General features: G+C 64.3%; 20 protein-coding genes. 17 read left to right on the top strand and 3 right to left on the bottom strand.

Annotation, left to right across the window (positions count from 1 at the left end; translation table 11 throughout):
- Nucleotides 1-33: 33 nt before the first annotated feature.
- Nucleotides 34-939: a DMT family transporter gene (locus tag JNB89_RS10845; RefSeq protein WP_220362174.1), complete on the top strand. Its 906-nt coding sequence runs from the start codon at nucleotides 34-36 to the stop codon at nucleotides 937-939.
- Nucleotides 940-991: 52 nt separating this feature from the next.
- Here the strand turns inward: JNB89_RS10845 and folE are convergent, their stop codons facing one another.
- Entirely contained in the window at nucleotides 992-1,630 is a 639-nt protein-coding gene (folE, locus tag JNB89_RS10840) for a GTP cyclohydrolase I FolE (RefSeq protein WP_013342551.1), read from the bottom strand.
- Between the two features lie 129 nt (nucleotides 1,631-1,759).
- On the bottom strand, nucleotides 1,760-2,689 hold the full coding sequence (locus JNB89_RS10835; protein ID WP_013342552.1) for a LysR family transcriptional regulator: 930 nt from the start codon (nucleotides 2,687-2,689) through the stop codon (nucleotides 1,760-1,762).
- A 360-nt stretch (nucleotides 2,690-3,049) separates the two neighbouring features.
- On the opposite strand from JNB89_RS10835, the gene JNB89_RS10830 reads away from it, so the two are divergent.
- From JNB89_RS10830 to pcaC, 5 genes are all read left to right on the top strand, one after another.
- The gene (locus tag JNB89_RS10830; protein ID WP_013342553.1) at nucleotides 3,050-3,757 is read left to right on the top strand and encodes a 3-oxoacid CoA-transferase subunit A; all 708 of its coding nucleotides are present in this window, start codon (nucleotides 3,050-3,052) and stop codon (nucleotides 3,755-3,757) included.
- Between the two features lie 13 nt (nucleotides 3,758-3,770).
- On the top strand, nucleotides 3,771-4,430 hold the full coding sequence (locus tag JNB89_RS10825; RefSeq protein WP_013342554.1) for a 3-oxoacid CoA-transferase subunit B: 660 nt from the start codon (nucleotides 3,771-3,773) through the stop codon (nucleotides 4,428-4,430).
- Between the two features lie 123 nt (nucleotides 4,431-4,553).
- Nucleotides 4,554-5,933 carry a 3-carboxy-cis,cis-muconate cycloisomerase gene (locus JNB89_RS10820; protein WP_220362173.1) on the top strand — a complete coding sequence of 460 codons (1,380 nt, stop codon included), beginning with the start codon at nucleotides 4,554-4,556 and terminating at the stop codon, nucleotides 5,931-5,933.
- 4 nt (nucleotides 5,934-5,937) lie between these two features.
- A complete protein-coding gene (gene pcaD / locus JNB89_RS10815) occupies nucleotides 5,938-6,729 on the top strand; it encodes a 3-oxoadipate enol-lactonase (RefSeq protein ID WP_013342556.1) in 792 nt (263 codons plus the stop codon).
- Nucleotides 6,726-7,118: a 4-carboxymuconolactone decarboxylase gene (gene pcaC, locus JNB89_RS10810; protein WP_027214669.1), complete on the top strand. Its 393-nt coding sequence runs from the start codon at nucleotides 6,726-6,728 to the stop codon at nucleotides 7,116-7,118. Before pcaD ends, pcaC begins: the two co-directional genes overlap by 4 nt.
- Before the next feature lie 96 nt (nucleotides 7,119-7,214).
- Here the strand turns inward: pcaC and JNB89_RS10805 are convergent, their stop codons facing one another.
- Nucleotides 7,215-7,979 (bottom strand): TetR/AcrR family transcriptional regulator, encoded by a 765-nt coding sequence (locus tag JNB89_RS10805; RefSeq protein ID WP_223216727.1) that lies wholly within the window; start codon nucleotides 7,977-7,979, stop codon nucleotides 7,215-7,217.
- A gap of 414 nt (nucleotides 7,980-8,393) precedes the next feature.
- Between JNB89_RS10805 and JNB89_RS10800 the strand changes: the two genes are divergently transcribed.
- The 11 genes from JNB89_RS10800 to JNB89_RS10750 all read left to right on the top strand — a co-directional run bounded on the left by JNB89_RS10800 (nucleotide 8,394) and on the right by JNB89_RS10750 (nucleotide 22,540).
- On the top strand, nucleotides 8,394-9,989 hold the full coding sequence (locus tag JNB89_RS10800) for a 6-hydroxynicotinate reductase (RefSeq protein WP_220362172.1): 1,596 nt from the start codon (nucleotides 8,394-8,396) through the stop codon (nucleotides 9,987-9,989).
- A 30-nt stretch (nucleotides 9,990-10,019) separates the two neighbouring features.
- Entirely contained in the window at nucleotides 10,020-10,964 is a 945-nt protein-coding gene (locus tag JNB89_RS10795; RefSeq protein ID WP_220362171.1) for a UPF0280 family protein, read from the top strand.
- Nucleotides 10,940-11,530, top strand: a complete 591-nt coding sequence (locus JNB89_RS10790) for an amino acid synthesis family protein (RefSeq protein ID WP_220362170.1) — start codon at nucleotides 10,940-10,942, stop codon at nucleotides 11,528-11,530. Before JNB89_RS10795 ends, JNB89_RS10790 begins: the two co-directional genes overlap by 25 nt.
- A gap of 80 nt (nucleotides 11,531-11,610) precedes the next feature.
- Entirely contained in the window at nucleotides 11,611-12,195 is a 585-nt protein-coding gene (locus JNB89_RS10785) for an amino acid synthesis family protein (RefSeq protein ID WP_013342562.1), read from the top strand.
- Between the two features lie 162 nt (nucleotides 12,196-12,357).
- Nucleotides 12,358-14,304: an ABC transporter permease gene (locus JNB89_RS10780; RefSeq protein ID WP_220362169.1), complete on the top strand. Its 1,947-nt coding sequence runs from the start codon at nucleotides 12,358-12,360 to the stop codon at nucleotides 14,302-14,304.
- Nucleotides 14,301-15,110 (top strand): ABC transporter ATP-binding protein, encoded by an 810-nt coding sequence (locus tag JNB89_RS10775; protein ID WP_220362168.1) that lies wholly within the window; start codon nucleotides 14,301-14,303, stop codon nucleotides 15,108-15,110. The genes JNB89_RS10780 and JNB89_RS10775 overlap by 4 nt, the downstream gene beginning before the upstream one ends.
- Complete coding sequence (locus tag JNB89_RS10770; RefSeq protein WP_220362167.1) at nucleotides 15,107-15,820, top strand: ABC transporter ATP-binding protein; 714 nt, start codon at nucleotides 15,107-15,109, stop codon at nucleotides 15,818-15,820. Before JNB89_RS10775 ends, JNB89_RS10770 begins: the two co-directional genes overlap by 4 nt.
- A gap of 29 nt (nucleotides 15,821-15,849) precedes the next feature.
- Nucleotides 15,850-17,049: an amidohydrolase family protein gene (locus JNB89_RS10765; RefSeq protein WP_220362166.1), complete on the top strand. Its 1,200-nt coding sequence runs from the start codon at nucleotides 15,850-15,852 to the stop codon at nucleotides 17,047-17,049.
- A gap of 31 nt (nucleotides 17,050-17,080) precedes the next feature.
- Complete coding sequence (locus tag JNB89_RS10760; RefSeq protein ID WP_220362165.1) at nucleotides 17,081-17,608, top strand: (2Fe-2S)-binding protein; 528 nt, start codon at nucleotides 17,081-17,083, stop codon at nucleotides 17,606-17,608.
- Nucleotides 17,605-21,240, top strand: coding sequence for a molybdopterin cofactor-binding domain-containing protein (locus tag JNB89_RS10755; RefSeq protein ID WP_220362164.1), 3,636 nt, complete (start codon nucleotides 17,605-17,607; stop codon nucleotides 21,238-21,240). The genes JNB89_RS10760 and JNB89_RS10755 overlap by 4 nt, the downstream gene beginning before the upstream one ends.
- A 91-nt stretch (nucleotides 21,241-21,331) precedes the next feature.
- Nucleotides 21,332-22,540 carry an ABC transporter substrate-binding protein gene (locus JNB89_RS10750; protein ID WP_220362163.1) on the top strand — a complete coding sequence of 403 codons (1,209 nt, stop codon included), beginning with the start codon at nucleotides 21,332-21,334 and terminating at the stop codon, nucleotides 22,538-22,540.
- Nucleotides 22,541-22,849 lie beyond the last annotated feature (309 nt).

Here is a 22,849-nt window from a genome sequence, read left to right as displayed (position 1 = left end):
CTGCGGGCTCTTTCTTTGCGAAGGAGACGCACGATGAATTCACGTTATGTCGGCTACGTCTGCTGCGCGCTGGCGATGCTCGGCGTGGGCAGCACCGTGGTGGTGAGCAAGTCCATTGCGGCCGGATTGCCGCCCTTTAGCGCGACCGCGCTGCGCTTTGCGATTGCCTTTCCGTTGTTCGTACTCGTCATGCGCTGGCGCGGCGTACGCTGGCCGCGGCTTGGCCGCCGCGACGCCGCGCTGGTCATCGCGCAAGCCGCGGCGGGCAGCGTGGGTTATACGGTCTTGCTGATAAGCGGCATGAAGCTCGCCTCGGCGGGCGATGCCGGCGTGATCGCCGGCACCTTGCCGGCAGTGTCGGCAGTGGTCGCCATGCTCGCGCTGGGCGAGCGCCCCTCGCCGGCGCTGCTCGGTGCGATCGTTCTCGCCACGGCGGGCGTGCTCGTGTGCACCGTGGGTTCGGGCGCCGGCGTTGCGCCGCATGAAGGCGGTTCGCTGCCCGGCAACCTGCTGGTGTTTGCGGCGGTTGTTTGCGAGGCGCTCTTCATTCTGCTCAATCGCAAGCTGCGCACGCCGGTCGCGCCGTTGCCCTTGTCGGCGTTGATGTGCGGCATAGGCTTCGCGGTCTGCATCGTGCCGGCCTGCTTCGAGAAACCCTGGAGCTTGCCGCTCGACGCCGCGGCCATTGCCGGCGTGATCTATTACGCGCTGGTGCCCACCGTGGCAGGCTTCGTCCTCTGGTATGAGGGTGCCGCACGCGTGAGCGGCGCGGAGGCCGGCCTGATGACCGCGCTCGTGCCGGTCAGTGCTTTGGCGTTGGCCGCCCTGCTGCTGCGCGAACCCGTCAGCGCGGCGCAGTTGGTGGGCGTGGCGTGCGTGCTCGCGGCCGTCATGCTCGCGACTTTCGGGCAAACGTTCGGCGCGCGCAGAGCGGCTTGATGCCGGATGCGCGTATGTGTCGCGTGGAGTGCGGAGTACGGCGGTTGTGCTCTTACGTATTCGGCACGGCCACCGCGCCGGGGTTGCCGACAATCGACAGAAACTCGCGGCGCGTGGAAGGGTCCGTGCGGAAGCTGCCGAGCATGCGCGACGTGACCATCGTCACGCCGGCCTTGTGCACGCCGCGCGTCGACATGCACTGATGCGCGGCTTCCAGAATCACGCCGACGCCCACCGGTTGCAACACCTCGTTCAGCGTATCGGCGATTTGAACCGTCATCTTTTCCTGGATCTGCAGGCGCTTCGCGAATGCGTCCACCAGCCGCGCGAGCTTCGAAATACCAACCACGCGATGCCCCGGCAGATAGGCAACATGCGCGCGCCCGATAATCGGCACCATGTGATGCTCGCAATAGCTTTCGAAGCGGATGTCCTTCAGCACGATCATCTCGTCGTAGCCGTCCACCTCGGAGAAGGTGCGCGCGAGAATTTCGCGCGGGTCGACCTGATAGCCCGCGAAGAACTCTTCGTAGGAGCGCACCACGCGCGCCGGCGTGTCGATCAGGCCTTCGCGCGAGGGATCGTCGCCGGCCCAGCGCAGCAGCACGCGCACGGCTGCTTCGGCTTCTTCGCGGCTCGGACGGCCGTTGCCGGCCGCGGGCGTGGTGTGTTCTTTATTGCTGCTGGTCATCCGTCGCTCCTGCGGGAATCGCGCGTTGCCCAGGGAGCGCGCGCGGGTTCATGAGTACAGTTATTGTTCCATGTTTACGCCGCGTCGTGCCGATGCCCCTTCCGGCGCGCGGGCTGACTCTTTTACTTTTCATTTCGGCCATTCGTCGAGTGCGTCGTTGAAAAGTTCGGCGACCACGCCGCGCAGCCAGGTGCCGCGCGGATCGTTATGAAACTTGCGATGCCAGTGCTGTCGCAGGTCGAAGCGCGGCAGCGGCAGCGGCGGTTCGACGAGGGTGATCGACGCATGCTCGGACACATACGCGAAGCCGATCGCATGCGGCACGGTGGCGATCAGATCCGTACGCGCGAGGATGAACGGCAGGCTCATGAAGTGCGGCGTTTCCAGCACCGCGCGCCGCGTAATGCGCTTTTTCACGAGGTACTGTTCAAGCACTTCCTGGCTGCGTCCTTCGGCGCGCACCACCGCATGTCCCGACGCCACGTATTGCGCGAGCGTGAGCGGCGCTCTGGACAGCGGATGACCCGCGCGCATCAGGCAGATGAAGCGGTGCGTGAAGAGCCGCTGCTGAAAGAAGTTATTGCCCGACAGGTCCGGAAAGTAACCGATCGCGAGGTCCACGTCGCCCGATTCCAGCCCGCGTTCGACGTGCGAGGGCGGCAGAGAGACCGAGCGCAGATTCGCGTGCGGCGCGCGCTCGGCGAAGAGCTGCAGCAGCCGTGGCAGGAACACGATTTCGCCGACGTCGGAAAGCGCGATCGAAAAGGTATGCGTGCTGGTGTCCGGGTCGAACTCCTGCACGTCGAGCATGCCTTTTTCGATTCGCAAAAGCGCGTCGCGCGCGGCGGGCAGGATGGCGAGCGCGCGCGGCGTGGGTTCCATGCCTTTGGACGTACGCACGAACAGCGGGTCGTCGAAATATTCGCGCAACCGCCCAAGCGCGGTGCTCACGCGCGGCTGGCTCACGCCGAGCTGCTCGGCCGCGCGGCTGACGTTGCGGGTGTCCTCCATCGCCACGAGATAGGGGATCAGGTTCAGGTCAAGGTGTGTGTCCGACATGCTGTTCGGCCGCGAGGGCGCGTGAGGCTATTCGATATGTCGATAAAGGGTAGCGGAAGAATCCCCAGCTGCGATAGTGGGGTTTGCTTGGTTCCCGCTGCCGACGGCGCCCGCGCAGGCGAACAAGCGGCGCACGGTTGCGCGGGCGCCAACCTATCATTAAGGGAAAGTCCGCGCCTTGACAACGCGGCGCGAGCCCAACCATAATCGCCGAATCGTTCGCTAATCGAATCACTGTTCGCTATAAGAACATAGCGAACCTAGGTTCCAGAGGCGCGAACCACGCGGCGGTGAGCCATGAGGAAGCTGGCTCCGTCCGGCCCCGCCTGGCGCGCGCAGCGCCCCACAAGGAAATTCGACATGATCAACAAGATTTTCGAGTCACTGCAGTCGGCCGTTGCCGACGTCCACGATGGCGCGACCGTCATGATCGGCGGCTTCGGCACGGCTGGCATGCCTTCGGAGCTCATCGACGCGCTGATCGAGCAAGGCGCGCGCGAACTCACCATCGTCAACAACAATGCGGGCAACGGCGAGATCGGCCTCGCAGCGTTGCTCAAGGCAAAGCGCGTGCGCAAAATCATCTGCTCGTTCCCGCGCCAGACAGATTCGTATGTGTTCGACGCGCTCTATCGCGCAGGCGAGATCGAACTGGAACTCGTGCCGCAAGGCAATCTGGCCGAGCGCATTCGCGCGGCGGGCGCAGGCATTGGTGGATTCTTCACACCCACCGGCTACGGCACGAAGCTCGCCGAAGGCAAGGAGACCCGCTTGATCGACGGTCGGCACTATGTGCTCGAAGCGCCGCTGCATGCGGACTTCGCGCTGATCAAGGCATATAAGGGCGACCGCTGGGGCAACCTCGTGTATCGCAAGACGGCTCGCAACTTCGGGCCGATCATGGCAAGCGCGGCAAAAACGGCCATCGTGCAGGTATCGGAAGTGGTGCCGCTCGGCGCACTCGATCCGGAAAACATCATCACGCCGGGCATTTTCGTGCAGCGCGTGATCGAAGTGCCGCAAGCGGCTCACGCGCCGCAACCCAACCCGCGCGACGCCGCTGCCTGAACCGGAGACCGACATGAAGAAACTGACCCGCGATGAAATGGCAAAGCGCGTTGCGCAAGACATTCCAGAAGGCGCATATGTGAACCTCGGCATCGGCGTGCCGACGCTGGTGGCGAACCACCTCGCCGCCGACAAGGAAATCTTCCTGCACAGCGAAAACGGCCTGCTCGGCATGGGCCCCGCGCCCGCGAAGGGCGAGGAAGACGACGAACTGATCAACGCCGGCAAGCAGCACGTCACGCTGCTGACGGGCGGCGCGTTCTTCCATCATGCCGATTCGTTCGCCATGATGCGCGGCGGCCACCTCGACTTTTGCGTGCTCGGCGCATTCCAGGTGTCGGCTAAGGGCGACCTCGCGAACTGGCACACCGGCGCGCCGGACGCAATTCCGGCCGTGGGCGGCGCGATGGACCTGGCTATCGGCGCGAAGCAGGTCTACGTGATGATGGAGCACCTGACCAAACAGGGCGAAAGCAAGATCACCGCCGAGTGCAGCTACCCCGTGACGGGCGTGGGTTGCGTCGACCGCATCTACACGGATCTCGCGATGATCGACGTGACGGACCAGGGCCTCGTGGTGCGCGAAATTTTCTCCGACATCGACTTCGACGCCTTGCTGAAGCTCACGGGCGTACCGCTGATCGACGGGACGCAAGCGCCGCGGGCGGCGTAAGCGAGCGGTAGCGTTCGGCAACATGCGTGACATGCGCGCGCCGCGGTCCACCTGCCGCGGCGCGCAACGCGTTGCCGCGCACAGTGCTACATTCGTCAGAACTCCCCGATCATCGAAGTCATCATGCTCGACTCCAGCGGCCGGCTGACCGGCCTCCTTTGCGGCACGCAGCCGATGAACGACATCTGGGCGCCGCGCGCCACGCTGCAACGGATGCTCGATGTCGAAGCGGCCCTCGCGCGCGCTTGCGCCGCGCACAACGTGATCCCGCAAACGGCACTGCCGGCCATCGAGGCCGCCTGCCATGCCGATCAACTCGACGCCGACGCACTTGCGCGCGACGCGGCGCTCGGCGGCAATCTCGCGATTCCTCTCGTCAGGCAACTCACCGCGCGCGTCAAAGCGGCGGACGCCGAAGCATCGAAATACGTGCATTGGGGCGCAACGAGCCAGGACATTATCGACACGGCGACGGTGCTGCAACTGCGCGACACGTTCGATCTGCTCGACAGCGGTTTGCAGGCCGCCTGCAACGCGATCGCACAGCTTGCCGCCACGCATCGCGCCACGCCGATGATCGGCCGAACCTGGCTGCAGCAGGCGCTGCCCATCACGCTCGGCCTGAAGTTCGCGCAATGGCTGGATGCGTTGCTGCGCCAACGCGACCGGCTCGACACATTGCGTGAGCGTGTGCTCGTGCTGCAATTCGGCGGCGCCGCCGGCACGCTCGCCAGTCTGCGCGATGCCGCGCCGCGCGTCACGCAAGCGCTCGCGCAGGAATTGGGCCTCGCGATGCCTGCGTTGCCGTGGCATACGCAACGCGACCGCATTGCGGAGACCGCGGCATTCTTCGGCATGCTGATCGGTACACTAGGCAAGATAGCGCGCGACGTCTCCTTGCAAATGCAAACCGAAATAGACGAACTTGCGGAGCCGGCTGCCGCCGGCAAAGGCGGATCGTCGACCATGCCGCACAAGCGCAATCCGGTAGGCTGCGCGGCCGTGCTGACGGCGGCCATGCGCGCGCCGGGACTGGTTGCCACGGTATTCGCAGGCATGGTGCAGGAACACGAGCGCGCGCTCGGCGGCTGGCAGGCAGAGTGGGATGCGTTGCCCGACCTGGCGCGGCTTGCGGGCGGCGCGCTCGCCAACATCGAGCAGATCGCGAGCGGCCTGAGCGTGAACGTGCCGCGCCTTGCCGCGAATCTCGACGTCACGCACGGTCTGATTCTCGGCGAAGCTGTCATGCTTGCGCTTGGCGACAGCATCGGCCGGCTCGATGCGCATCATCTCGTGGAGCACGCGTCTAAAGCCGCCATTCGCGAAGGGCGAACGCTGTTCGACGTGCTCGCGGCGGATGCGGCCGTGACCGAACATCTTTCTGTCGAGCGCCTGAAGCAACTGCTCGATCCCGCTCACTACGTCGGCCAGGCGCACGCTTATGTGGACGCGGCGCTGGCACTTCATACCGCGCGTTCAGAGCGCGCCATTTCGAAGGAGTAACGGCATGCCTTACGCCGCAGTCAACGGCACCGAGCTTCATTATCGAATCGACGGCGACCGTCACGGCAATGCGCCATGGGTGATTCTGTCCAATTCGCTCGGCAGCGACCTGTCCATGTGGACGCCGCAAGTCGCGGCGCTATCGAAGCACTTTCGCGTGCTGCGTTACGACACGCGCGGCCACGGCCATTCCGAGGCGCCGAAAGGACCGTACACGATAGAGCATCTGGCGGGCGACGTGCTCGGCCTGATGGATACGCTGAAGATCGCGCGCGCGCATTTCTGCGGCGTGTCGATGGGCGGACTCACCGGCGTTGCATTGGCCGCGCGTCATGCGAGCCGCTTCGAGCGGGTGGTGCTCGCCAACACGGCGGCGCGTATCGGTTCGCCAGAAGTGTGGGTGCCGCGTGCCGCGCGGGCTCGCACTGAAGGCATGCTGGCGCTCGCCGACGCGGTGTTGCCGCGCTGGTTCACGGCCGACTACATAGAACGTGAGCCGGTGGTGCTCGCGATGGTCCGCGACGTGTTCGTGCATACCGACAAGGAAGGCTATGCGCTGAACTGCGAGGCGATCGACGCTACCGATTTGCGGCCCGAAACGCACGGCATCAAGCTGCCGGTGCTGGTGATCAGCGGCACGCACGACGTGGCCGCGACGCCCGCGCAAGGCCGCGAACTGGCACAGGCGATTCCGGGCGCGCGTTATGTCGAGCTCGACGCTTCGCATATTTCCAACATCGAGAAGGTCGACGCTTTCACGAAGACAGTGATCGACTTTTTGACGGAGTCCAAATGAACGACGAAGACCGCTACGAAGCCGGACTTGGCGTGCGCCGCGCGGTTCTTGGCGATGCGCATGTCGACCGCTCGCTGGCAAACCGCACGGAACTGACGGAAGAGTTTCAGAACTTCATCACCCGTTACGCGTGGGGCGAGGTGTGGACGCGCGAGGGTTTGCCGCGACACACGCGCAGCCTGTTGACCATTGCGATGATGGTTGCACTCAATCGCAGCGAGGAACTCGCACTGCACTTGCGCGCTGCCAAAAACAATGGCGTGACGCGCGAGCAGATCAAGGAAGTACTGCTGCAAACCGCGATTTACTGCGGCGTGCCGGCGGCGAACTCGGCTTTCCATCTGGCCGACAAGATTTTCCGCGAGGACGATGCAGCGGCGAAGCCCTGAGTGTTTTCGCCGCGTTTTTGTCGCGGCACTCAGGCTTTGAAAAACGAACGCGCGCCCGCACCCGGGCGCGCGTTTTCATTTTGTACGGCGTTTCAGCTAGCCGGCTTGTGCGCGCGCCGTTGTATGGGTTGCAGTAGCCGCATCCATCACATTGGCGGCGTGCGTCGTTTCAGCGCCGGCATTCGAATCGGATGCGGCCGGCAAATGCAGTCGCACCGCGCGCAATACGGTGTCTTTGATGACCTCGCGCCAATGCGCGAGCGCCGCCTTATCCATTAGCGGTTCGCCGAGAAATGCGCCCAGCGTGTACTGGTTGGCGTTATAGAAATAGCCGAGCGACGCGATCATCAGGTACACGTCGCGCGCTTTGATGTCCGTTCGGAATACATGCTGGGCTTTGCCTGCATCCATCAGTTTCTGCACGACAGAAATGGCGTAGCCCGAAATCTCCTTCAGCTTCGAAGACTTCTTCGCATGCTTGCCTTGATGCAGGTTCTCGCTTGAGAGCAACGTGACGAATTCCGGATGATCGAGATAGTACTGCCAGACGAATTCAACCATCTGCTCAAGACCACGCACCGGGTTCTCAAGATCGAGATCGAGCTTGCTTTCCGCTTCGTTGAATTGCGTGTAGATGGTTTCCAGTACTTCGACAAATAGCTGTTCCTTGCTGCCGAAGTAGTAGTAGATCATCCGGTCGTGTGAGCGCGCGGCCTTCGAGATGCTCTCCACGCGGCCGCTCGCATAGCCTTGCTTCGCAAACACCTTGATTGCCGCTTTCAGAATCTTGGCGCGCGTGTCCTGCGCCTGTTTCGCGCGGATGCCGGTGGCGCCCGGCTTGCGGGCGGCGGTAGGACTCATGGCAATGTGGGTCTCTTCGTTGGCATGGTTGAACGGCTCTTTTCTTTGCTTTTCCTTGTACCTGAATTCGGCCTGCATGCAGCCGGACTCATCATACCGCGCGCGCTGCGCGGCGCCTCTCGTGCGATGCACGATGCACGGCTTCAGCGCAGATCGAGCGCCGTGGCGAAGCGGCAGCGCCGCGGTTGTCGCCGTTCCGATGCGGCGACGCACCATGCGTTCGCAGCCCGGAAACTCATTGCGCAGTCTATTTTGATCGAGTAGATTTCCAACAAGTTTGGTGTAGCAGATACTACACGAACGGTGAGTGACCGCAACATGGAAAGAATGCGGGTCACACGAAAATGCCTTGAAACAAGGGCTTTTCAGCAGCCGGGCGGGACCGATTGTAATGTCGTCGTATGGAACCCCACCATGACAGAACATACGAAGGTCGATTTCGGTGCGGAGCGGGTCGACGGCGACATTGCCTCGACGCCGGGCCCCACCGTGCTCGAGAAGGCGGCGCCGCGCAGCGAGCGTATGGCGTCGAACAAGATCGAATGCAATGCCTGCCCGGTTCTGTGCCAGATATCCGAGGGACGCACCGGCGCGTGCGATCGCTACGCGAATGCGCAAGGCCGGCTGATTCGCGTGGACCCGGTAGTGTTCCTCTCCCGATCTCAAGCCGATCCGCAAAGCGCGGACGCGCTGGTCGAATTCGCCGCATCGTCCGGAACGCAAGAGCCAGTTGCCGACGAAGCACTGTTCGTGACCGGCGTAGGCGCATCGTCCACTTATCCCGACTACAAGCCCGCGCCGTTTATCGTTGCCTCGAAGCTCGACGACGTGGACATGGTCACGGTCGTCACCGAAGGCATCTTTAGCTACTGCAGCTTCAAGGTGAAGATCGACACGGACCGCTTTCTCGGGCCCGAACAGGCGAACGTGCGTTGCCAGGGCGAAATAGTCGGCCATGTGACGACCGCGGAATACGGTTCGCAGATGCTGAGTCTCGGCGGCGTGCATCATCTGACCGGGGGCAGCAAGAAAGAAGGTCGCGTGACTTGCGACATGATGCTCGCGCTCGGCAACAAGCAGGCAGTGGAACTCAGCATAGACGGTGGCGCGAGCCTCGTGATTCGCGCGGGCGCGGCGCCGGTGGTCGACGGTGTCGAAGAGCAGCGCATGCGGGTGGGCTGCGGTTCCGCGACCATCGGCATTTTCGCCAAACAGTGGTTCGGCCACGCCGACGAAGTGGTGGTGGTCGACGACCACATTACCGGCGTGCTGACCGAACATCAGGCGGGGCGCTGCCTTGGCATGACACGCTCGGGCATCAGGATTCGCGGACGTAAGTCCACGCCGGGCCGTTATTTTCAGGTGGCCAATCCCGGCATTGGCTGGGGCGGCACGGATATTCAGGACCCGCTCGCGATTATCGAAGGCTTCGATCCCGCAGTCGCGAAGCCCGGCATGCGTCTGCTGATGGTGTCGACCACCGGCGAACACGCGCAGTGGTATGAACTCGACCATGATCTCGTGCCGCGCATAGCGGCCATGCCGGAGGCGGTCCGCCGCACGGTGGAACGGATCGGCGAGAACTGCGAGCCTTCGCTTGCCACGGTGCTGTTTCTCGGCGGTGCGGGCGGCAGTCTGCGCGCGGGCGCGACGGAAAACCCCGTGCTGCTGACGCGTGCGATCAAGCAGAAGCTGGTGAACGTGACCTGCGGCGGCGCACCGGCTTATGTGTGGCCGGGCGGCGGCATTACCGTAATGGTCGACGTATCGCGCATGCCGGACCGTTCGTTCGGCACGGTGCCTACTCCGGCCATTGTGGCGCCAATCGAATTCACCATGACGTACGACGCCTATCGCGACCTGGGCGGCCATCTGGATGCGGTGAGATCATTGCAGAGCATACTGGCGAGCGGCCCGGATCACACCGAAGGCGCACCGCTCGCGCGCCGCACGTTGGCGCGCAATCCGGACAATCCGTGGCCGCCGGCCGTGCCGCCGATGCTCGGCTGATCCGCCTGAACACCTGGCCCACTTCAAGCGATGAACCCGACCCGCACCCGTATCGACGCGACGCGCTGGCACTGGCAGCATGGCCCGATCGATCTGATTCTCAGCGCCGACGGCGAGCCCGCCGCGCTCGAATCCGCTTATGCAAGCTGCTGGGCGCGTTTTGTCGACGTATTGCCCGAACTCGTCGGCGAATTGAAGCGGCTGCGCCAACCGTTGCCAGCGGATGCCTCGGTGCACGAATGTCCGCTCGAAGGCGCGGTGGCCCGCCGCATGTGGTGCGCATGTCATCCACATCGCGCGCGTTTTATCACGCCGATGGCCGCCGTCGCAGGCAGCGTCGCCGACGAATTGATCAGCGCCTTCGCACGCGAAGGAATCACCCGCGCCTACATCAACAACGGCGGCGACATTGCGTTTCACTTGACCGAAGGCCAGCAGTATCGCGTGGGCGTGTTTGCCGATCTGTCTGAATCGCTTGCGAACATGCAGCGCGCGGACGGTCTCGGGCTGGACGCCAATTTCACGCTGGATGCAGGCATGCCGATTCGCGGCATTGCGACTAGCGGCTGGCGCGGCCGCAGTTTCAGCCTCGGCATTGCGGACAGTGTGACCGTGCTCGCGCATGACGCGGCCAGCGCGGACGCCGCCGCGACGATGATCGCGAACGCGGTGAACCTTGAGCATGCGGGCATCGTCCGTATGCCGGCTTCGTCGCTGAAGGACGATACGGATCTCGGCGATCGGCCCGTCACCGTGGACGTTCCGCCACTCCCGCAGCCGCTTATAGATTTTGCACTTGCACGCGGTGTAGAAGCCGCGCAGCGCTTGCTGGAGCGCGGTCTGATTGCGGGCGCCGCGTTGTTCCTGCAAGGACGCGTGCGTACAGCAGGCATGCACCGCCCGGACGCTTTGGCTGCAACGCATCGCGCTCACCTCACAACGGAGGCTCCGTGTTCGAAATACGCCGCGTGCTGACGCACGTCGAAGACATCTTTCACGAGTTCGGGCCTGCGCCCGAAAAGCCGCTGCGGCGCGGTGCCATTGCCGCTGTCATGACCAACCCGTTTGCGGGCCGCTACGAGCCCAAGATCGAGCACGCAATGGAAGCGCTCAAGCCCATCGGCTTCGATATGGCGCAACGCCTGCTCGCAGCGATGGCCGTTGCGCATGCGTCGATAGAAGGCTACGGCAAGGGCGCGATTGTCGGCGCACGCGGCGAGCTCGAGCACGGTGCGCTGTGGCATGTGCCCGGCGGCTACGCGATGCGCGAGTTGCTGGAAAAGAACGGCGTGCCGACCAACGCGATTGTGCCGTCGACGAAAAAAGTCGGTGCATCGTCGAGCGCGCTCGACGTGCCGCTTACGCATGTCAATGCAAGCTACGTGCGCAGTCACTTCGACGCAATAGAAGTGCGCGTGCCCGGCGCGCCCGCAGCCGACGAAGTGGTCTACATCCTCGCGATGAGCACCGGGCAGCGCGTGCATGCGCGCGTCGGCGGGCTCGCCAAAGAGGCGATCGTGGGCAAGGACGGCTTGCGCTGAAAAGGCGCTGAAAAACGCGGTGAATACATGCTCAAGCGCGCTGAATGCAGCGCCAGATACATCGGAACTCGGAGAGCGAAATGGCAATCAGGCTTCGCAAGCTGGTCGTGCAGGTGGACGAAACACGCATGGAAATGGGGCAAAACGTCGATCCGCCCGTGCGTCGCGCGGTCGCTATCGCGGTGATCGACAATCCGTATGCGGGCCGCTATGAGGCGAAGCTCGATGCACTGATCGACGCAGGCGAGGAACTGGGCGCGCTGCTCGGCAAGCGCTGCGTCGAAGCACTGGGAATAGAACCCGGTGAAGCGCAAAGCTATGGCAAGGCTGCGATTGTCGGCGAGGCTGGCGAACTGGAGCATGCCGCGGCGATCTTGCATCCGAAGCTCGGCGCGCCGCTGCGCGCAGCGGTGGAGAAGGGCGCGGCACTCGTGCCGTCGGCGAAAAAAATGGGCACGCTCGGCACCGCGATCGACGTGCCGCTCGGCCACAAGGACGCGGCCTTCGTGCGCAGTCATTTCGACGCGATCGAAGCGCGGGTGTCCGATGCGCCGCGCGCGAACGAAATCGTGGTGGCGGTCGCGGTGACGGCTTCCGGCCGGCCGTTGCCGCGCATCGGCGGATTGCAGGCGAACGAGATCAAGGGCGAAGATGGCTTGCGCTGAGATCGGCATGCGTTTGCCTGGCGGGTCCCCACAGTGGATTTCTTTCAGGTAGTGTGCTGCCGTTGATGCGTGCGCGCACGGTGCCGCACGCGCTGCAACGTCTGCTGGCCGGGCCGCACGGATATCAGCGTGCGGGCGGTCGGCAAGCTGCCGAGGGTCTCGATGCTTTCGAATTTGCTGGTACAACTGGTCAACGGACTCGCCGACGCGTCGACGCTGTTTCTGGTCGCCGCGGGCTTGTCGTTGATCTTCGGCGTGACGCGCATCGTCAATTTCGCGCACGGCTCGTTCTATATGTTCGGCATCTACATTGCGTACAGCATGGCGAGCCGCTTCGGGCAGACGGCCGGCGGCTTCTGGCTGTCCGTGCTGGCCGCCGCGCTGGTGGTTGCCGTGCTCGGCGCGCTGGTCGAGGTCGTCGTTTTGCGGCGCATTTACCAGGCGCCAGAGCTTTTTCATCTGCTCGCCACGTTCGCACTGGTGCTGATTTTTCGCGACACCGCGCTATGGCTGTGGGGACCGCAAGATCTGTTCGGACCGCGCGCGCCGCATCTGGCTGGCGCGGTAAATTTTCTCGGCCATCCGCTGCCCACTTATGACATTGCTTTGATCGTGATCGGTCCGGTGGTGTTGCTGCTGCTGTGGTACGCGTTGACGCGCACGCGCTGGGGCACGCTGGTGCGCGCGGCGACGCAGGACCGCGAAATGCTCGGCGCACTCGGCATCAATCAGGCGTGGTTGTTTACCGGGGTGTTTTTTGTCGGAGCGTTTCTCGCCGGTCTGGGCGGCGCACTGCAAGGCCCGCGCATGTCGGCGAATCTCTCACTCGATCTCGAGACCATCGGCAATGCGTTCGTGGTCGTCGTGGTGGGCGGCATGGGCTCGATTCCGGGCGCTTTCGTGGCGGCGCTGATCATTGCGGAGATCAAGGCGCTGTGCATCGGCCTTGGACATGTGACGATTTTCGGCGTCGGCCTCTCGTTGAGCCGCTTCACGCTCGTGGCTGAGTTCGTCGTGATGGCGGTGGTGCTGGTCGTGCGACCCTGGGGGCTGCTCGGTCGCGCAAGTGCCGCGGTGCGGGGCATGGCGGCGCCTGAAACGCCGTTGCGTCCCGCGGGCAAGCGCGTCAAATGGCTGGCTGCAATCGTGCTGCTGGTTCTGCTCCTTGCGCCGCTCGCGGCCAATGCGTTTCCGTACATGCCGGTGCTGCTGGTCGAAATACTGATCGCCGTTCTGTTTGCAACGAGCCTGCATTTCATCATGGGGCCGGGCGGCATGCATTCGTTCGGTCATGCCGCGTACTTCGGGCTCGGCGCGTATGGCGCGGCGCTGTTCCTCAAGGTCCTGAACCTGCCGATGGAAGCCGCGCTGCTGCTGGCCCCGCTTCTCGCAGTGGGGGGCGCGCTGGTATTCGGCTGGTTCTGCGTGCGTCTGTCGGGCGTTTATCTGGCCATGCTCACGCTCGCTTTCGCGCAGATCGTCTGGTCGGTCGTTTTCCAGTGGGACGATGTGACGGGCGGCAGCAACGGCATTCTCGGTTTGTGGCCGGCTGACTGGCTTTCGTCGCCGGTGGCGTTCTATTACGTCACGCTCTTTTGCGCGGTGATCGGCGTGTGGCTGTTGCGGCGCATGCTGTTCTCGCCGCTGGGTTACGCAATGCGTGCGTCGCGCGACTCGGTGTTGCGCGCGGAGGCTATCGGCATCGACGTGAAGCGCGTGCAGTGGGCGTCCTTTGTGATCGCGTCGCTGTTCTGCGGACTCGCGGGTTCGTTGTATGCGTTCTCCAAGGGCACGATCTCGCCCGAAGTGATCAGTGTGAGCCGCTCGGTCGACGGTCTGGTCATGGTGCTGCTCGGCGGTCTGCAAACGCTCGCCGGCCCGATAGTCGGCGCGGCCGTGTTCACGTGGCTGCAGGACACCGTCGCGCGCCAGACCGATTATTGGCAGGCGCTGCTCGGCTTCGCCATTCTGCTGCTGGTGATTGCGTTTCCACAGGGCATTGTCGGTTTCATTCGCGAGCGTTTCGGCGACGACGCGAACAGCCGCGACAACGCGGAGAACGCCGCGACACCCGCGTCCCAACGCGCGGCAATCAAGGAGGGGCTATGAGCTTGTTGCAGGTATCCGGCCTCTCCAGGTCGTTCGGAGGACTGAAGGCTGTCGACAACGTGTCGTTCACGCTCGAAGCCGGCCAGCTTCTCGCGCTGCTCGGGCCGAACGGCGCGGGCAAGTCCACGTGCTTCAACATGGTCAATGGCCAGCTGGCGCCGTCGTCGGGGTCCATCCGTTTCGACGGACACGAACTCGTCGGCATGCGTCCACGCGATATCTGGCGGCGCGGCGTGGGCCGCACGTTTCAGATCGCGGCGACCTTCAATTCGATGACCGTGCTAGAGAACGTGCAGATGGCGCTCGTGTCGCGCGAGCGCAAGACCTTCGGCCTGTGGAAGCCCGCCGGTTCGCGCTATGCCGATGAAGCCCTCGCACTGCTCGAACAGGTCGGCATGGCCGCCGACGCGAATCGCGCATGTGGCGTGCTCGCCTATGGCGACGTCAAGCGCGTCGAACTGGCGATTGCGCTTGCGAACCGTCCCAAGCTGTTGTTGATGGACGAACCGACTGCGGGCATGGCACCGAAGGAGCGTAACGAACTGATGGCGCTGACACGGCGGCTCGTCGCCGAGCAGCAAATTGGCGTGTTGTTTACCGAGCACAGCATGGACGTGGTGTTTGCCTACGCCGACCGCATGATCGTGCTCGCGCGCGGCAAACTGATTGCGGAGGGCGACGGCGACACGATCCGCAACGACCCGCGCGTGCAGGAAGTGTATTTCGGCACCGGCAAGACGTTTCAGCCGCACGCCACGCTGCACGACTCAGTGGGCGGCCACGGTGGCGAAGGAGCCTTGCAATGAGCGAGCCGATGCTGAAAGTTGCGGGCCTCAACGCGTTTTACGGCCGCGCGCATATTCTGTTCGACGTCGGCCTCGAAGTCGGGCGCGGCGAAGTGGTCGCGTTGATGGGCCGCAACGGCGCGGGCAAGTCGACCACCATGAAAGCCATCATGGGCTTGCTGCCGCGCCGGCGGGGCCAGGTCACGTTTCGCGGGCAGGACATTGCCGCGCTGCCGCCGTACAGGATCGCGCGCATGGGCATGGGCTTCGTGCCGGAAGACAGGCGCGTATTCGCCGATCTGACGGTGATGGAAAACCTCGACACGGGCCGCCAGCCGCCGCGCGAAGGCGCGCCGCAATGGACGCCGGAAAAGCTCTTCCGGCTCTTCCCCAATCTCGGCGAAATGCCGCGGCGTCCCGGTGGACAGATGAGCGGCGGCGAGCAGCAGATGCTCACCGTGTCGCGCACCTTGATGGGCAATCCGTATCTCGTGTTGCTCGATGAACCGTCGGAAGGCGTCGCGCCCGTGATCGTCGAACAGATGGCCAACATGATTCTCGAGCTCAAGCGCGAGGGGCTGTCCATTCTGTTGTCCGAGCAGAACCTGCACTTCGCGGAGCTGGTCAGCGACCGCGCGTATGTGCTTGAAAAAGGGCAAATCCGCTTTAGCGGCGCTATCGGCGAACTGGCGAAGAACGAAACAGTGAGGCGCGCGTACCTGAGCGTGTGATCCAACCGTCGTTGCAAAAGGAGAAGCAGATGGCAGCAGAGACGTTGACAGGCTTGTCGGGCAAGGTCGCGGTAACCAACATCGGCCTGCTGTTATCCGGAGACATCGATCAGCCGATTCTCGACGCCACGACGATCGTGATCGACGACGGTGTGATCGTGGCTGTCGGCAACGAAAAGGACTGCGACCTGGAAGGCGCGCGGACCACCGTCGATTGCAAGGGCACCACGGTTGCGCCGGGGTTGATCGACTCACACGTGCATCCGGTATTCGGCGACTGGACGCCGCGTCAGAATCAGCTTGGCTGGATCGAATCGAATCTGAACGGCGGCGTGACCACAATGATTTCGGCCGGTGAAGTGCATTTGCCTGGTCGTCCAAAAGATGTGCTCGGCGTGAAGGCGCTTGCCATTACCGCGCAGCGTTCGTTCGAAGGCATGCGCGGCGCGGGCGTCGGCGGCGGCGTCAAGGTGATGGCGGGCGCGCCGGTAATCGAAAAGGGCATGGTCGAGGAAGACTTCAAGGAACTGTCCGAGGCCGGTGTGAAGCTGCTTGGCGAAGTGGGGCTCGGCAGCGTCAAGGCCGGCGAAGAGGCGGCGCAGATGGTCGCGTGGGCCCGCAAATACGGCATTCAAAGCACGATTCACACGGGCGGCCCGTCGATTCCGGGTTCCGGGCTGATCGACCGCGACGTGGTGCTCGCGGCCGATGCGGACGTGATCGGCCACATCAATGGCGGGCATACGTCGTTGTCGTACCGCCATGTTTGCGATTTGTGCGAGCAGTCGAGCCGCGCGCTGGAAATCGTCCATAACGGCAATGAACGCATTGCATTGCTGACCGCGCGTCATGCGGTCGAACTGAAATGCCCGCACCGGATCATTCTCGGCACCGACAGTCCCGCCGGTTCCGGCGTGCAGCCGCTCGGCATTCTGCGCATGATCGCGCTGATTTCGAGTCTTGCGGACGTGCCTGCGGAAATCGCGTTCTGCTTTGCCACCGGCAACACGGCACGCCAACGCAACTTGCGCCAGGGGCTCATCGAAGTAGGCCGTCCCGCCGATCTCGTGTTCATGGACCGCGCGCAACATACGGCGGCAGATACGCTGCTGGAAAGCGTGCAACTTGGCGACATTCCGGGCGTGGGCATGGTGATGATCGACGGTTTGATCCGCTGCCGGCGCAGCCGCAACACGCCCCCCGCTACCGAAGTGCCGGTGGTGCTATGAACGCGCTTTGCACGGCGCGGCCGGTGCGCGCATGAACGGGCCCGCGCCGCTCGCGTTGAAGGTCAATGGTGCGATGCATTTTGTCAGCGCGTCGGCGGATACGCCCCTGCTTTACCTGCTGCGCAACGACCTCGCGCTCAACGGGCCGAAGTTTGGCTGTGGCCTCGGCGAATGCGGCGCATGCACGGTGCTGCTCGACGGCATGCCGACACGCGCGTGCGTTACGACTGCGAGGGTCGCATTGGGCCATGAGATCACCACACTCGAAGGGCTGGGCACGCGCACCGCGTTGCATCCGGTGCAGCAGGCGTTTATCGAAGAACAGGCCGCGCAATGCGGCTACTGCCTGAGCGGCATGATCATGACGACGAAGGCGCTGCTCGAGCGCGATCCGCATCCGGGCATGGAGACGATTCGCCGCGAACTGTCGCGCAACCTGTGCCGTTGCGGCACGCATGTCGAGATCATGCGGGCGGTGCAGCGCGCCGCCGAACTACTGGCAATGCAGAACCAGAGTCGCGATGACGACGATGACGGCGACAAAGGAGCGCGTGCATGACCGGGCCGGACTTCAGCGTGGATCGCCGCGTCGCGCCGCCGTCGCGCAAGCAGCTCTACGACGCGCAAAGCGTGCTGATCGTCACGCGGCCGCCGCCAGCGCCGGTCAAACCGGCGGTCGGTCAACCCGGCTCGCGTTCGTCGTTCGTGCCGAGCGAGGCTGAGCTCTTTCTCGCCGTGCGCGACGACGGCAGCGTGGTTGCCTTCAATGGCCATGTCGATCTGGGGACGGGAATAGGCACCGCGCTCGCGCAGATCGTTGCCGAAGAACTCGATGTGCCGTTGACGCGCGTGTCGATCGTCCTCGGCCACACGAACGAGACGCCGAATCAAGGGCCGACCATTGCCAGCGCCACGTTGCAGATCACTGCCGTGCCCTTGCGGCATGCCGCGGCACAGGCACGGCAGTGGCTCATCGCCCAGGCGGCGCAGCGGCTTGGCGTCGGCGCGGAGAAGCTTGCCGTGCGCGACGGCATCGTGGTCGAACGCGATCATGCAGGCGCCGGAGTTGGAGCGGGCACCAGAGGCATCGCTTATGGCGAGCTCATTGCGGGACAACGCATCGAATTGAAACTGCGCGCCGATGCGCCTTTGAAAGACCCCAGCGGCTATACGGTGGTCGGCAAAAAGGCGCCGCGCGTGGACATACCCGCGAAGGCAACCGGCGAATTGAGCTTCGTGCACGATGTGCGCGTGCCCGGCATGCTGCATGGGCGCGTCGTGCGCCCGCCGTATGCGGGCCTCGCGCAGGGCGATTTTGTCGGCAACAGTTTGCTGCGCGTCGACGAAGCGTCGATCCATGATCTGCCTGGCATCGTCAAGGTCGTGGTGATACGCGACTTCGTCGGCATCGTGGCCGAGCGTGAGGAAATCGCACAGCAAGCCGCTAAGCAGCTCGACGTGCGGTGGAAAAACCCCGAAGCATTGCCGCCGCTCGAAACCAGCGAACAGGTAGAAGCCGCGCTGCGCGCCAATCCGGCGACGCGGCGCGACCTCGTGATCGAAGGCGATGTGGACACGGCGCTCGCGCTCGACCCTGCCCACACGCTGAATCGCACATACGTGTGGCCGTTTCAGATGCATGCGTCGATTGGGCCCTCGTGCGCGGTGGCCGACTATCGTGACGGCGCATTGAAGGTATGGTCCGGGACGCAGAACCCGCATTCGCTGCGCGCCGACCTCGCGTTGCTGCTGTCTCTGGATGAAGCGCAGATCGAGATCGTGCGCATGGACGCGGCAGGCTGCTACGGCCGCAATTGCGCGGACGACGTCGCCGCGGACGCCGCCTTGCTCTCGCGTGCAACGGGCGCACCGGTGCGCGTGCAACTGTCGCGCGAGGACGAGCATGCATGGGAGCCGAAGGGCGCCGCGCAATTGATGGATGTGCGCGGCGCTTTGAGCGCGGAAGGCGAACTTGCGGCTTACGACTTCGCGACGCGTTACCCATCGAACGACGCGCCTACGCTCGCGCTGTTGCTGACCGGCGCGTTGCCGGCGCAACCGCAGGTATTCGAAATGGGCGACCGCACGGCCGTGCCGCCCTACGACTACCGCGCCATGCGCGTTGTCTGCGACGACACGCCGCCTATCGTGCGCGCCTCGTGGTTGCGCGGCGTGTCCGCGTTGCCCAATACCTTCGCGCACGAGTCGTTCATCGACGAACTGGCGGTCGAGGCCGGTGCCGATCCTGTCGAATTCCGCCTGAAGCATTTGCGCGATCCACGCGCGGCTGAGCTCGTGAAAGCGGTTGCCGAGCGCGCGGGCTGGCAGCCGCGTGCGCGGCAAGCCGCAACCGGCGAGCCGCGCGAAGATGGCGACATTGCGCGGGGCCGCGGCATTGCCTACGCGCGCTATGTGCACAGCAAGTTTCCCGGCTTCGGCGCGGCCTGGTGTGCGTGGGTCGCGGACGTGGAAGTGAATCGCAGAAGCGGCGAACTCGCGGTAACGCGCGTCGTGGTCGGTCAGGACAACGGCACGACGATCAATCCCGACGGCGTGCGTCACCAGATTCATGGCAACGTGATTCAGGCGACGAGCCGCGCGCTGAAAGAACGCGTGACGTTCGGCGATAACGCGGTAACGAGCCAGGAGTGGGGCGCGTATCCGATCCTCACGTTCCGCGAAGTGCCGGTGATCGACGTCGTGATGATGCCTCGGCACGGCGAGGCGCCCTTGGGCGCGGGCGAGTCGGCCTCGCTGCCGGGCGCGGCCGCGATTGCCAACGCGCTGTATGACGCAACCGGTGTGCGCTTTCGCAGGCCGCCGTTCACACCCGAAACGATTCGCGCCGCGCTCGCGGATGCGCAAGCCGAGGACGCGGCCGCGCGCCGGAAAAAGCGCTGGCGGCTGGGTTTTCTGGGCGCGTTGGCAGCAGGCGCGGCGGGCTGGCTCGGGGCCTTGTCGTTGGCGCCGCAGCCCATCGCGCCGATTGCGCCGCCGCTTGCGAGTGCATTCGCTGCCGACCTCGTCGCACGCGGCAAGGTGCTGGCGTCGCTCGGCAATTGCGCGGTGTGCCACACCGCGCGCAACGGCGTGCCGAACGCCGGCGGCAAGCCGCTGGAAACACCTTTCGGCATCGTGTACAGCACGAATCTCACGCCCGATGTGCAGACGGGCATTGGTTCGTGGTCGCTGCAAGCGTTCATTCGCGCGATGCGCGAAGGCATTAGCCGCGACGGACACCGGCTGTATCCTGCCTTTCCGTACACATCGTTCAAGAACACTTCCGACGAAGACCTCGAGGCGCTGTACGCGTATCTGATGTCGCAAACGCCTGTGCGCTTGCGTCCGCCGCAAACCAGGCTGCGGTTTCCATTCAACGCACGTCCGCTCATGGCCGCATGGAACGGCCTCTTTCTCGCCCGCAACAGCTTCGCCGCGAGCCCCGCGCAGAGCGCGCAATGGAATCGCGGCGCGTATCTCGTCAATGGCCTCGGACATTGCAGCGCGTGTCACACGCCGCGCAATGCATTCGGCGCCGAGAAAACCGGCGCGGTTTTCATGGGCGGCGGCAGCGCGGAAGGGTGGGAAGCGCCGGCGTTGTCGTCGCTGTCGAACTCGCCGGTGCCGTGGACCGAGGACGAACTGTTCCGCTATCTGCGCTTTGGCCACGCGCCGTTGCACGGCGTGGCCGCGGGGCCGATGGCGCCGGTTGTCGCCGATCTCGCGGCGCTGCCCGATAGCGACATTCGCGCGATGGCCGCGTATCTTGCGTCGCTGAGTCCGCTCGAGCCCAACGTCGACGTGGCGGCGATGGCGCGCCAATACGAAGCGGCCAGCGCGATTCGCGGCGCGCCCTCGGGCGTGGGCGCGCGACTTTTCGACGGCGCCTGCGCCGCGTGTCATCACACGGGAAGCGGGCCGCAGCTGTTCGGCGCGCATCCGTCGCTCGCGCTCAACACGAACCTGCATAGCGCCACGCCAGATAATCTGATCCGCGTGATTCTCGACGGTATCGGCTCGCCTGCGCGGCCCGAACTCGGTACGATGCCGGCTTACCGCGACAGTTTCAACGACGCCCAGGTCGCCGAGCTCGTGTCATATCTGCGCCAGCAATTCGCGGGCGGCAAGCCCGCATGGCAGGACGTGAAGGAAAGCGTCGCCCGGATTCGCGCCATGTCCTCCGCTGAATGAGGTGCGAACGAAGGCGCGCAGCGATGAACCGGGCAGACAAGCCGCTAGAAAACCAACGCATTCCCGCAATCCATTTGATACGGAGAAACGCATGACCACGCGCGCAGGATGGATCTCTCGCCTTACGCTATCGACGGTTTTTTCATTTGCTGCGTTCGGCGCGAACGCCCAGCAGACCATCAAGATCGGGGAAATAAACAGCTACAAGGCGCAGCCGGCCTTTCTCGGGCCTTACAAAAACGGCTGGAATCTGGCGCTCGAACAGATCAACGGCGCGGGCGGCGTGCTCGGCAAGAAGCTCGAAGTCATTTCGCGCGACGACAACGGCAACCCCGGCGACACGATTCGCGTCGCGCAGGAGCTGATTGCCCGCGAACAGGTGCAGTTGCTGTTCGGCGGCTTTCTGTCGAACACCGGGCTTGCGCTCACTGACTTCGCGAAGCAGAAGAAGATCTTCTTCCTAGCCGCCGAACCGCTGACCGACAAGATTGTCTGGGCCGACGGCAACAAGTACACGTACCGTCTGCGTCCTTCCACGTACATGCAGGTCGCGATGCTCGTGCCCGAAGCCGCGAGGCTGAAGAAGAAGCGCTGGGCGCTCGTCTATCCGAACTACGAGTATGGCCAGTCGGCGGTGGCCACTTTCAAGAAGCTGCTGAGCGCCGCGCAGCCTGACGTGCAGTTCGTCGCGGAACAGGCTACGCCGCTTGGCAACGTGGATGCGGGTGCGGTCACGCAGGCAATTGCCGATGCGAAGCCCGACGCGATTTTCAACGTGCTGTTCGGCGCCGACCTCGGCAAGTTCGTGCGCGAGGGCAATACGCGCGGCCTCTTCAAGGATCGCACGGTGGTGTCGCTGCTGACCGGCGAGCCGGACTACCTCGATCCGCTCGGCGCCGAAGCGCCGACTGGCTGGATCGTGACGGGCTACCCGTGGTATTCGATCGACACCGCTGCGAACAAGAAGTTTGTGGATGCCTATCAGGCCAAGTATCACGACTATCCGCGGCTTGGCTCCGTGGTCGGCTACTCCGCGCTCATGTCCATTGCGGCGGGCATCAGGAAGGCCGGTTCCGCGGATACCGACAAGCTCGCGGCGGCGTTCAAGGGCCTTAGCGTCGACACGCCGTTTGGGCCGATCACCTATCGCGCGCAGGACAATCAGTCGACCATGGGCGCTTATGTCGGCGTGACGGGGTTGAAGGACGGCAAGGGCGTGATGACCTCGTATCGCTACATTGACGGCGCGAGCGTACAGCCGTCGGACGCGGAAGTGAAGAAACTTCGGCCTGGGGAGTGAGTTGGTGGGAGCGTGCGGTGGGGTGTTGGCGGGGTGGCCTCTCGTGCGTGGCGGTAGCTAGATAAGCTTTTGAGTCCGCGTGCCGACGTGTTCGGTGCGCGTTACGCCTTTGCGCGGCTTGCTTTCGATGGGCGGGCCGTGGCGGAAGACTCTCTGTCCGTGCGGTTGCTGACAACGACCGCGTTGAACGACCGCGATGCGGGCGGCGGACTCCATGTTCGGAGCCCGCCGCCCGCTCAGGCTGCACGGTGGTTCTTTCGTTCCTGCTAAAGATCGCGAGTTCCCTGCGATGACCCCTCGACATATTCC

The organism is Paraburkholderia phenoliruptrix (assembly GCF_019511605.1).
Classification (GTDB): domain Bacteria; phylum Pseudomonadota; class Gammaproteobacteria; order Burkholderiales; family Burkholderiaceae; genus Paraburkholderia; species Paraburkholderia phenoliruptrix_A.
Note: the sequence above shows the minus strand (reverse complement) of the source record. Positions and strands in the feature narration are given on the sequence as shown.

What these genes read in the sequence shown, in the direction of transcription:
- JNB89_RS10780 (WP_220362169.1), top strand. Translation starts at nt 12,358, where the DNA reads ATGCTTTCGAATTTGCTGGTACAACTGGTCAACGGACTCGCCGACGCG.
- folE (WP_013342551.1), bottom strand. Translation starts at nt 1,630, where the DNA reads ATGACCAGCAGCAATAAAGAACACACCACGCCCGCGGCCGGCAACGGC.
- JNB89_RS10795 (WP_220362171.1), top strand. Translation starts at nt 10,020, where the DNA reads ATGAACCCGACCCGCACCCGTATCGACGCGACGCGCTGGCACTGGCAG.
- JNB89_RS10785 (WP_013342562.1), top strand. Translation starts at nt 11,611, where the DNA reads ATGGCAATCAGGCTTCGCAAGCTGGTCGTGCAGGTGGACGAAACACGC.
- JNB89_RS10765 (WP_220362166.1), top strand. Translation starts at nt 15,850, where the DNA reads ATGGCAGCAGAGACGTTGACAGGCTTGTCGGGCAAGGTCGCGGTAACC.
- JNB89_RS10835 (WP_013342552.1), bottom strand. Translation starts at nt 2,689, where the DNA reads ATGTCGGACACACACCTTGACCTGAACCTGATCCCCTATCTCGTGGCG.
- JNB89_RS10760 (WP_220362165.1), top strand. Translation starts at nt 17,081, where the DNA reads ATGAACGGGCCCGCGCCGCTCGCGTTGAAGGTCAATGGTGCGATGCAT.
- JNB89_RS10755 (WP_220362164.1), top strand. Translation starts at nt 17,605, where the DNA reads ATGACCGGGCCGGACTTCAGCGTGGATCGCCGCGTCGCGCCGCCGTCG.
- pcaC (WP_027214669.1), top strand. Translation starts at nt 6,726, where the DNA reads ATGAACGACGAAGACCGCTACGAAGCCGGACTTGGCGTGCGCCGCGCG.
- JNB89_RS10845 (WP_220362174.1), top strand. Translation starts at nt 34, where the DNA reads ATGAATTCACGTTATGTCGGCTACGTCTGCTGCGCGCTGGCGATGCTC.
- JNB89_RS10770 (WP_220362167.1), top strand. Translation starts at nt 15,107, where the DNA reads ATGAGCGAGCCGATGCTGAAAGTTGCGGGCCTCAACGCGTTTTACGGC.
- JNB89_RS10750 (WP_220362163.1), top strand. Translation starts at nt 21,332, where the DNA reads ATGACCACGCGCGCAGGATGGATCTCTCGCCTTACGCTATCGACGGTT.
- JNB89_RS10825 (WP_013342554.1), top strand. Translation starts at nt 3,771, where the DNA reads ATGAAGAAACTGACCCGCGATGAAATGGCAAAGCGCGTTGCGCAAGAC.
- JNB89_RS10805 (WP_223216727.1), bottom strand. Translation starts at nt 7,979, where the DNA reads ATGAGTCCTACCGCCGCCCGCAAGCCGGGCGCCACCGGCATCCGCGCG.
- pcaD (WP_013342556.1), top strand. Translation starts at nt 5,938, where the DNA reads ATGCCTTACGCCGCAGTCAACGGCACCGAGCTTCATTATCGAATCGAC.
- JNB89_RS10800 (WP_220362172.1), top strand. Translation starts at nt 8,394, where the DNA reads ATGACAGAACATACGAAGGTCGATTTCGGTGCGGAGCGGGTCGACGGC.
- JNB89_RS10820 (WP_220362173.1), top strand. Translation starts at nt 4,554, where the DNA reads ATGCTCGACTCCAGCGGCCGGCTGACCGGCCTCCTTTGCGGCACGCAG.
- JNB89_RS10775 (WP_220362168.1), top strand. Translation starts at nt 14,301, where the DNA reads ATGAGCTTGTTGCAGGTATCCGGCCTCTCCAGGTCGTTCGGAGGACTG.
- JNB89_RS10830 (WP_013342553.1), top strand. Translation starts at nt 3,050, where the DNA reads ATGATCAACAAGATTTTCGAGTCACTGCAGTCGGCCGTTGCCGACGTC.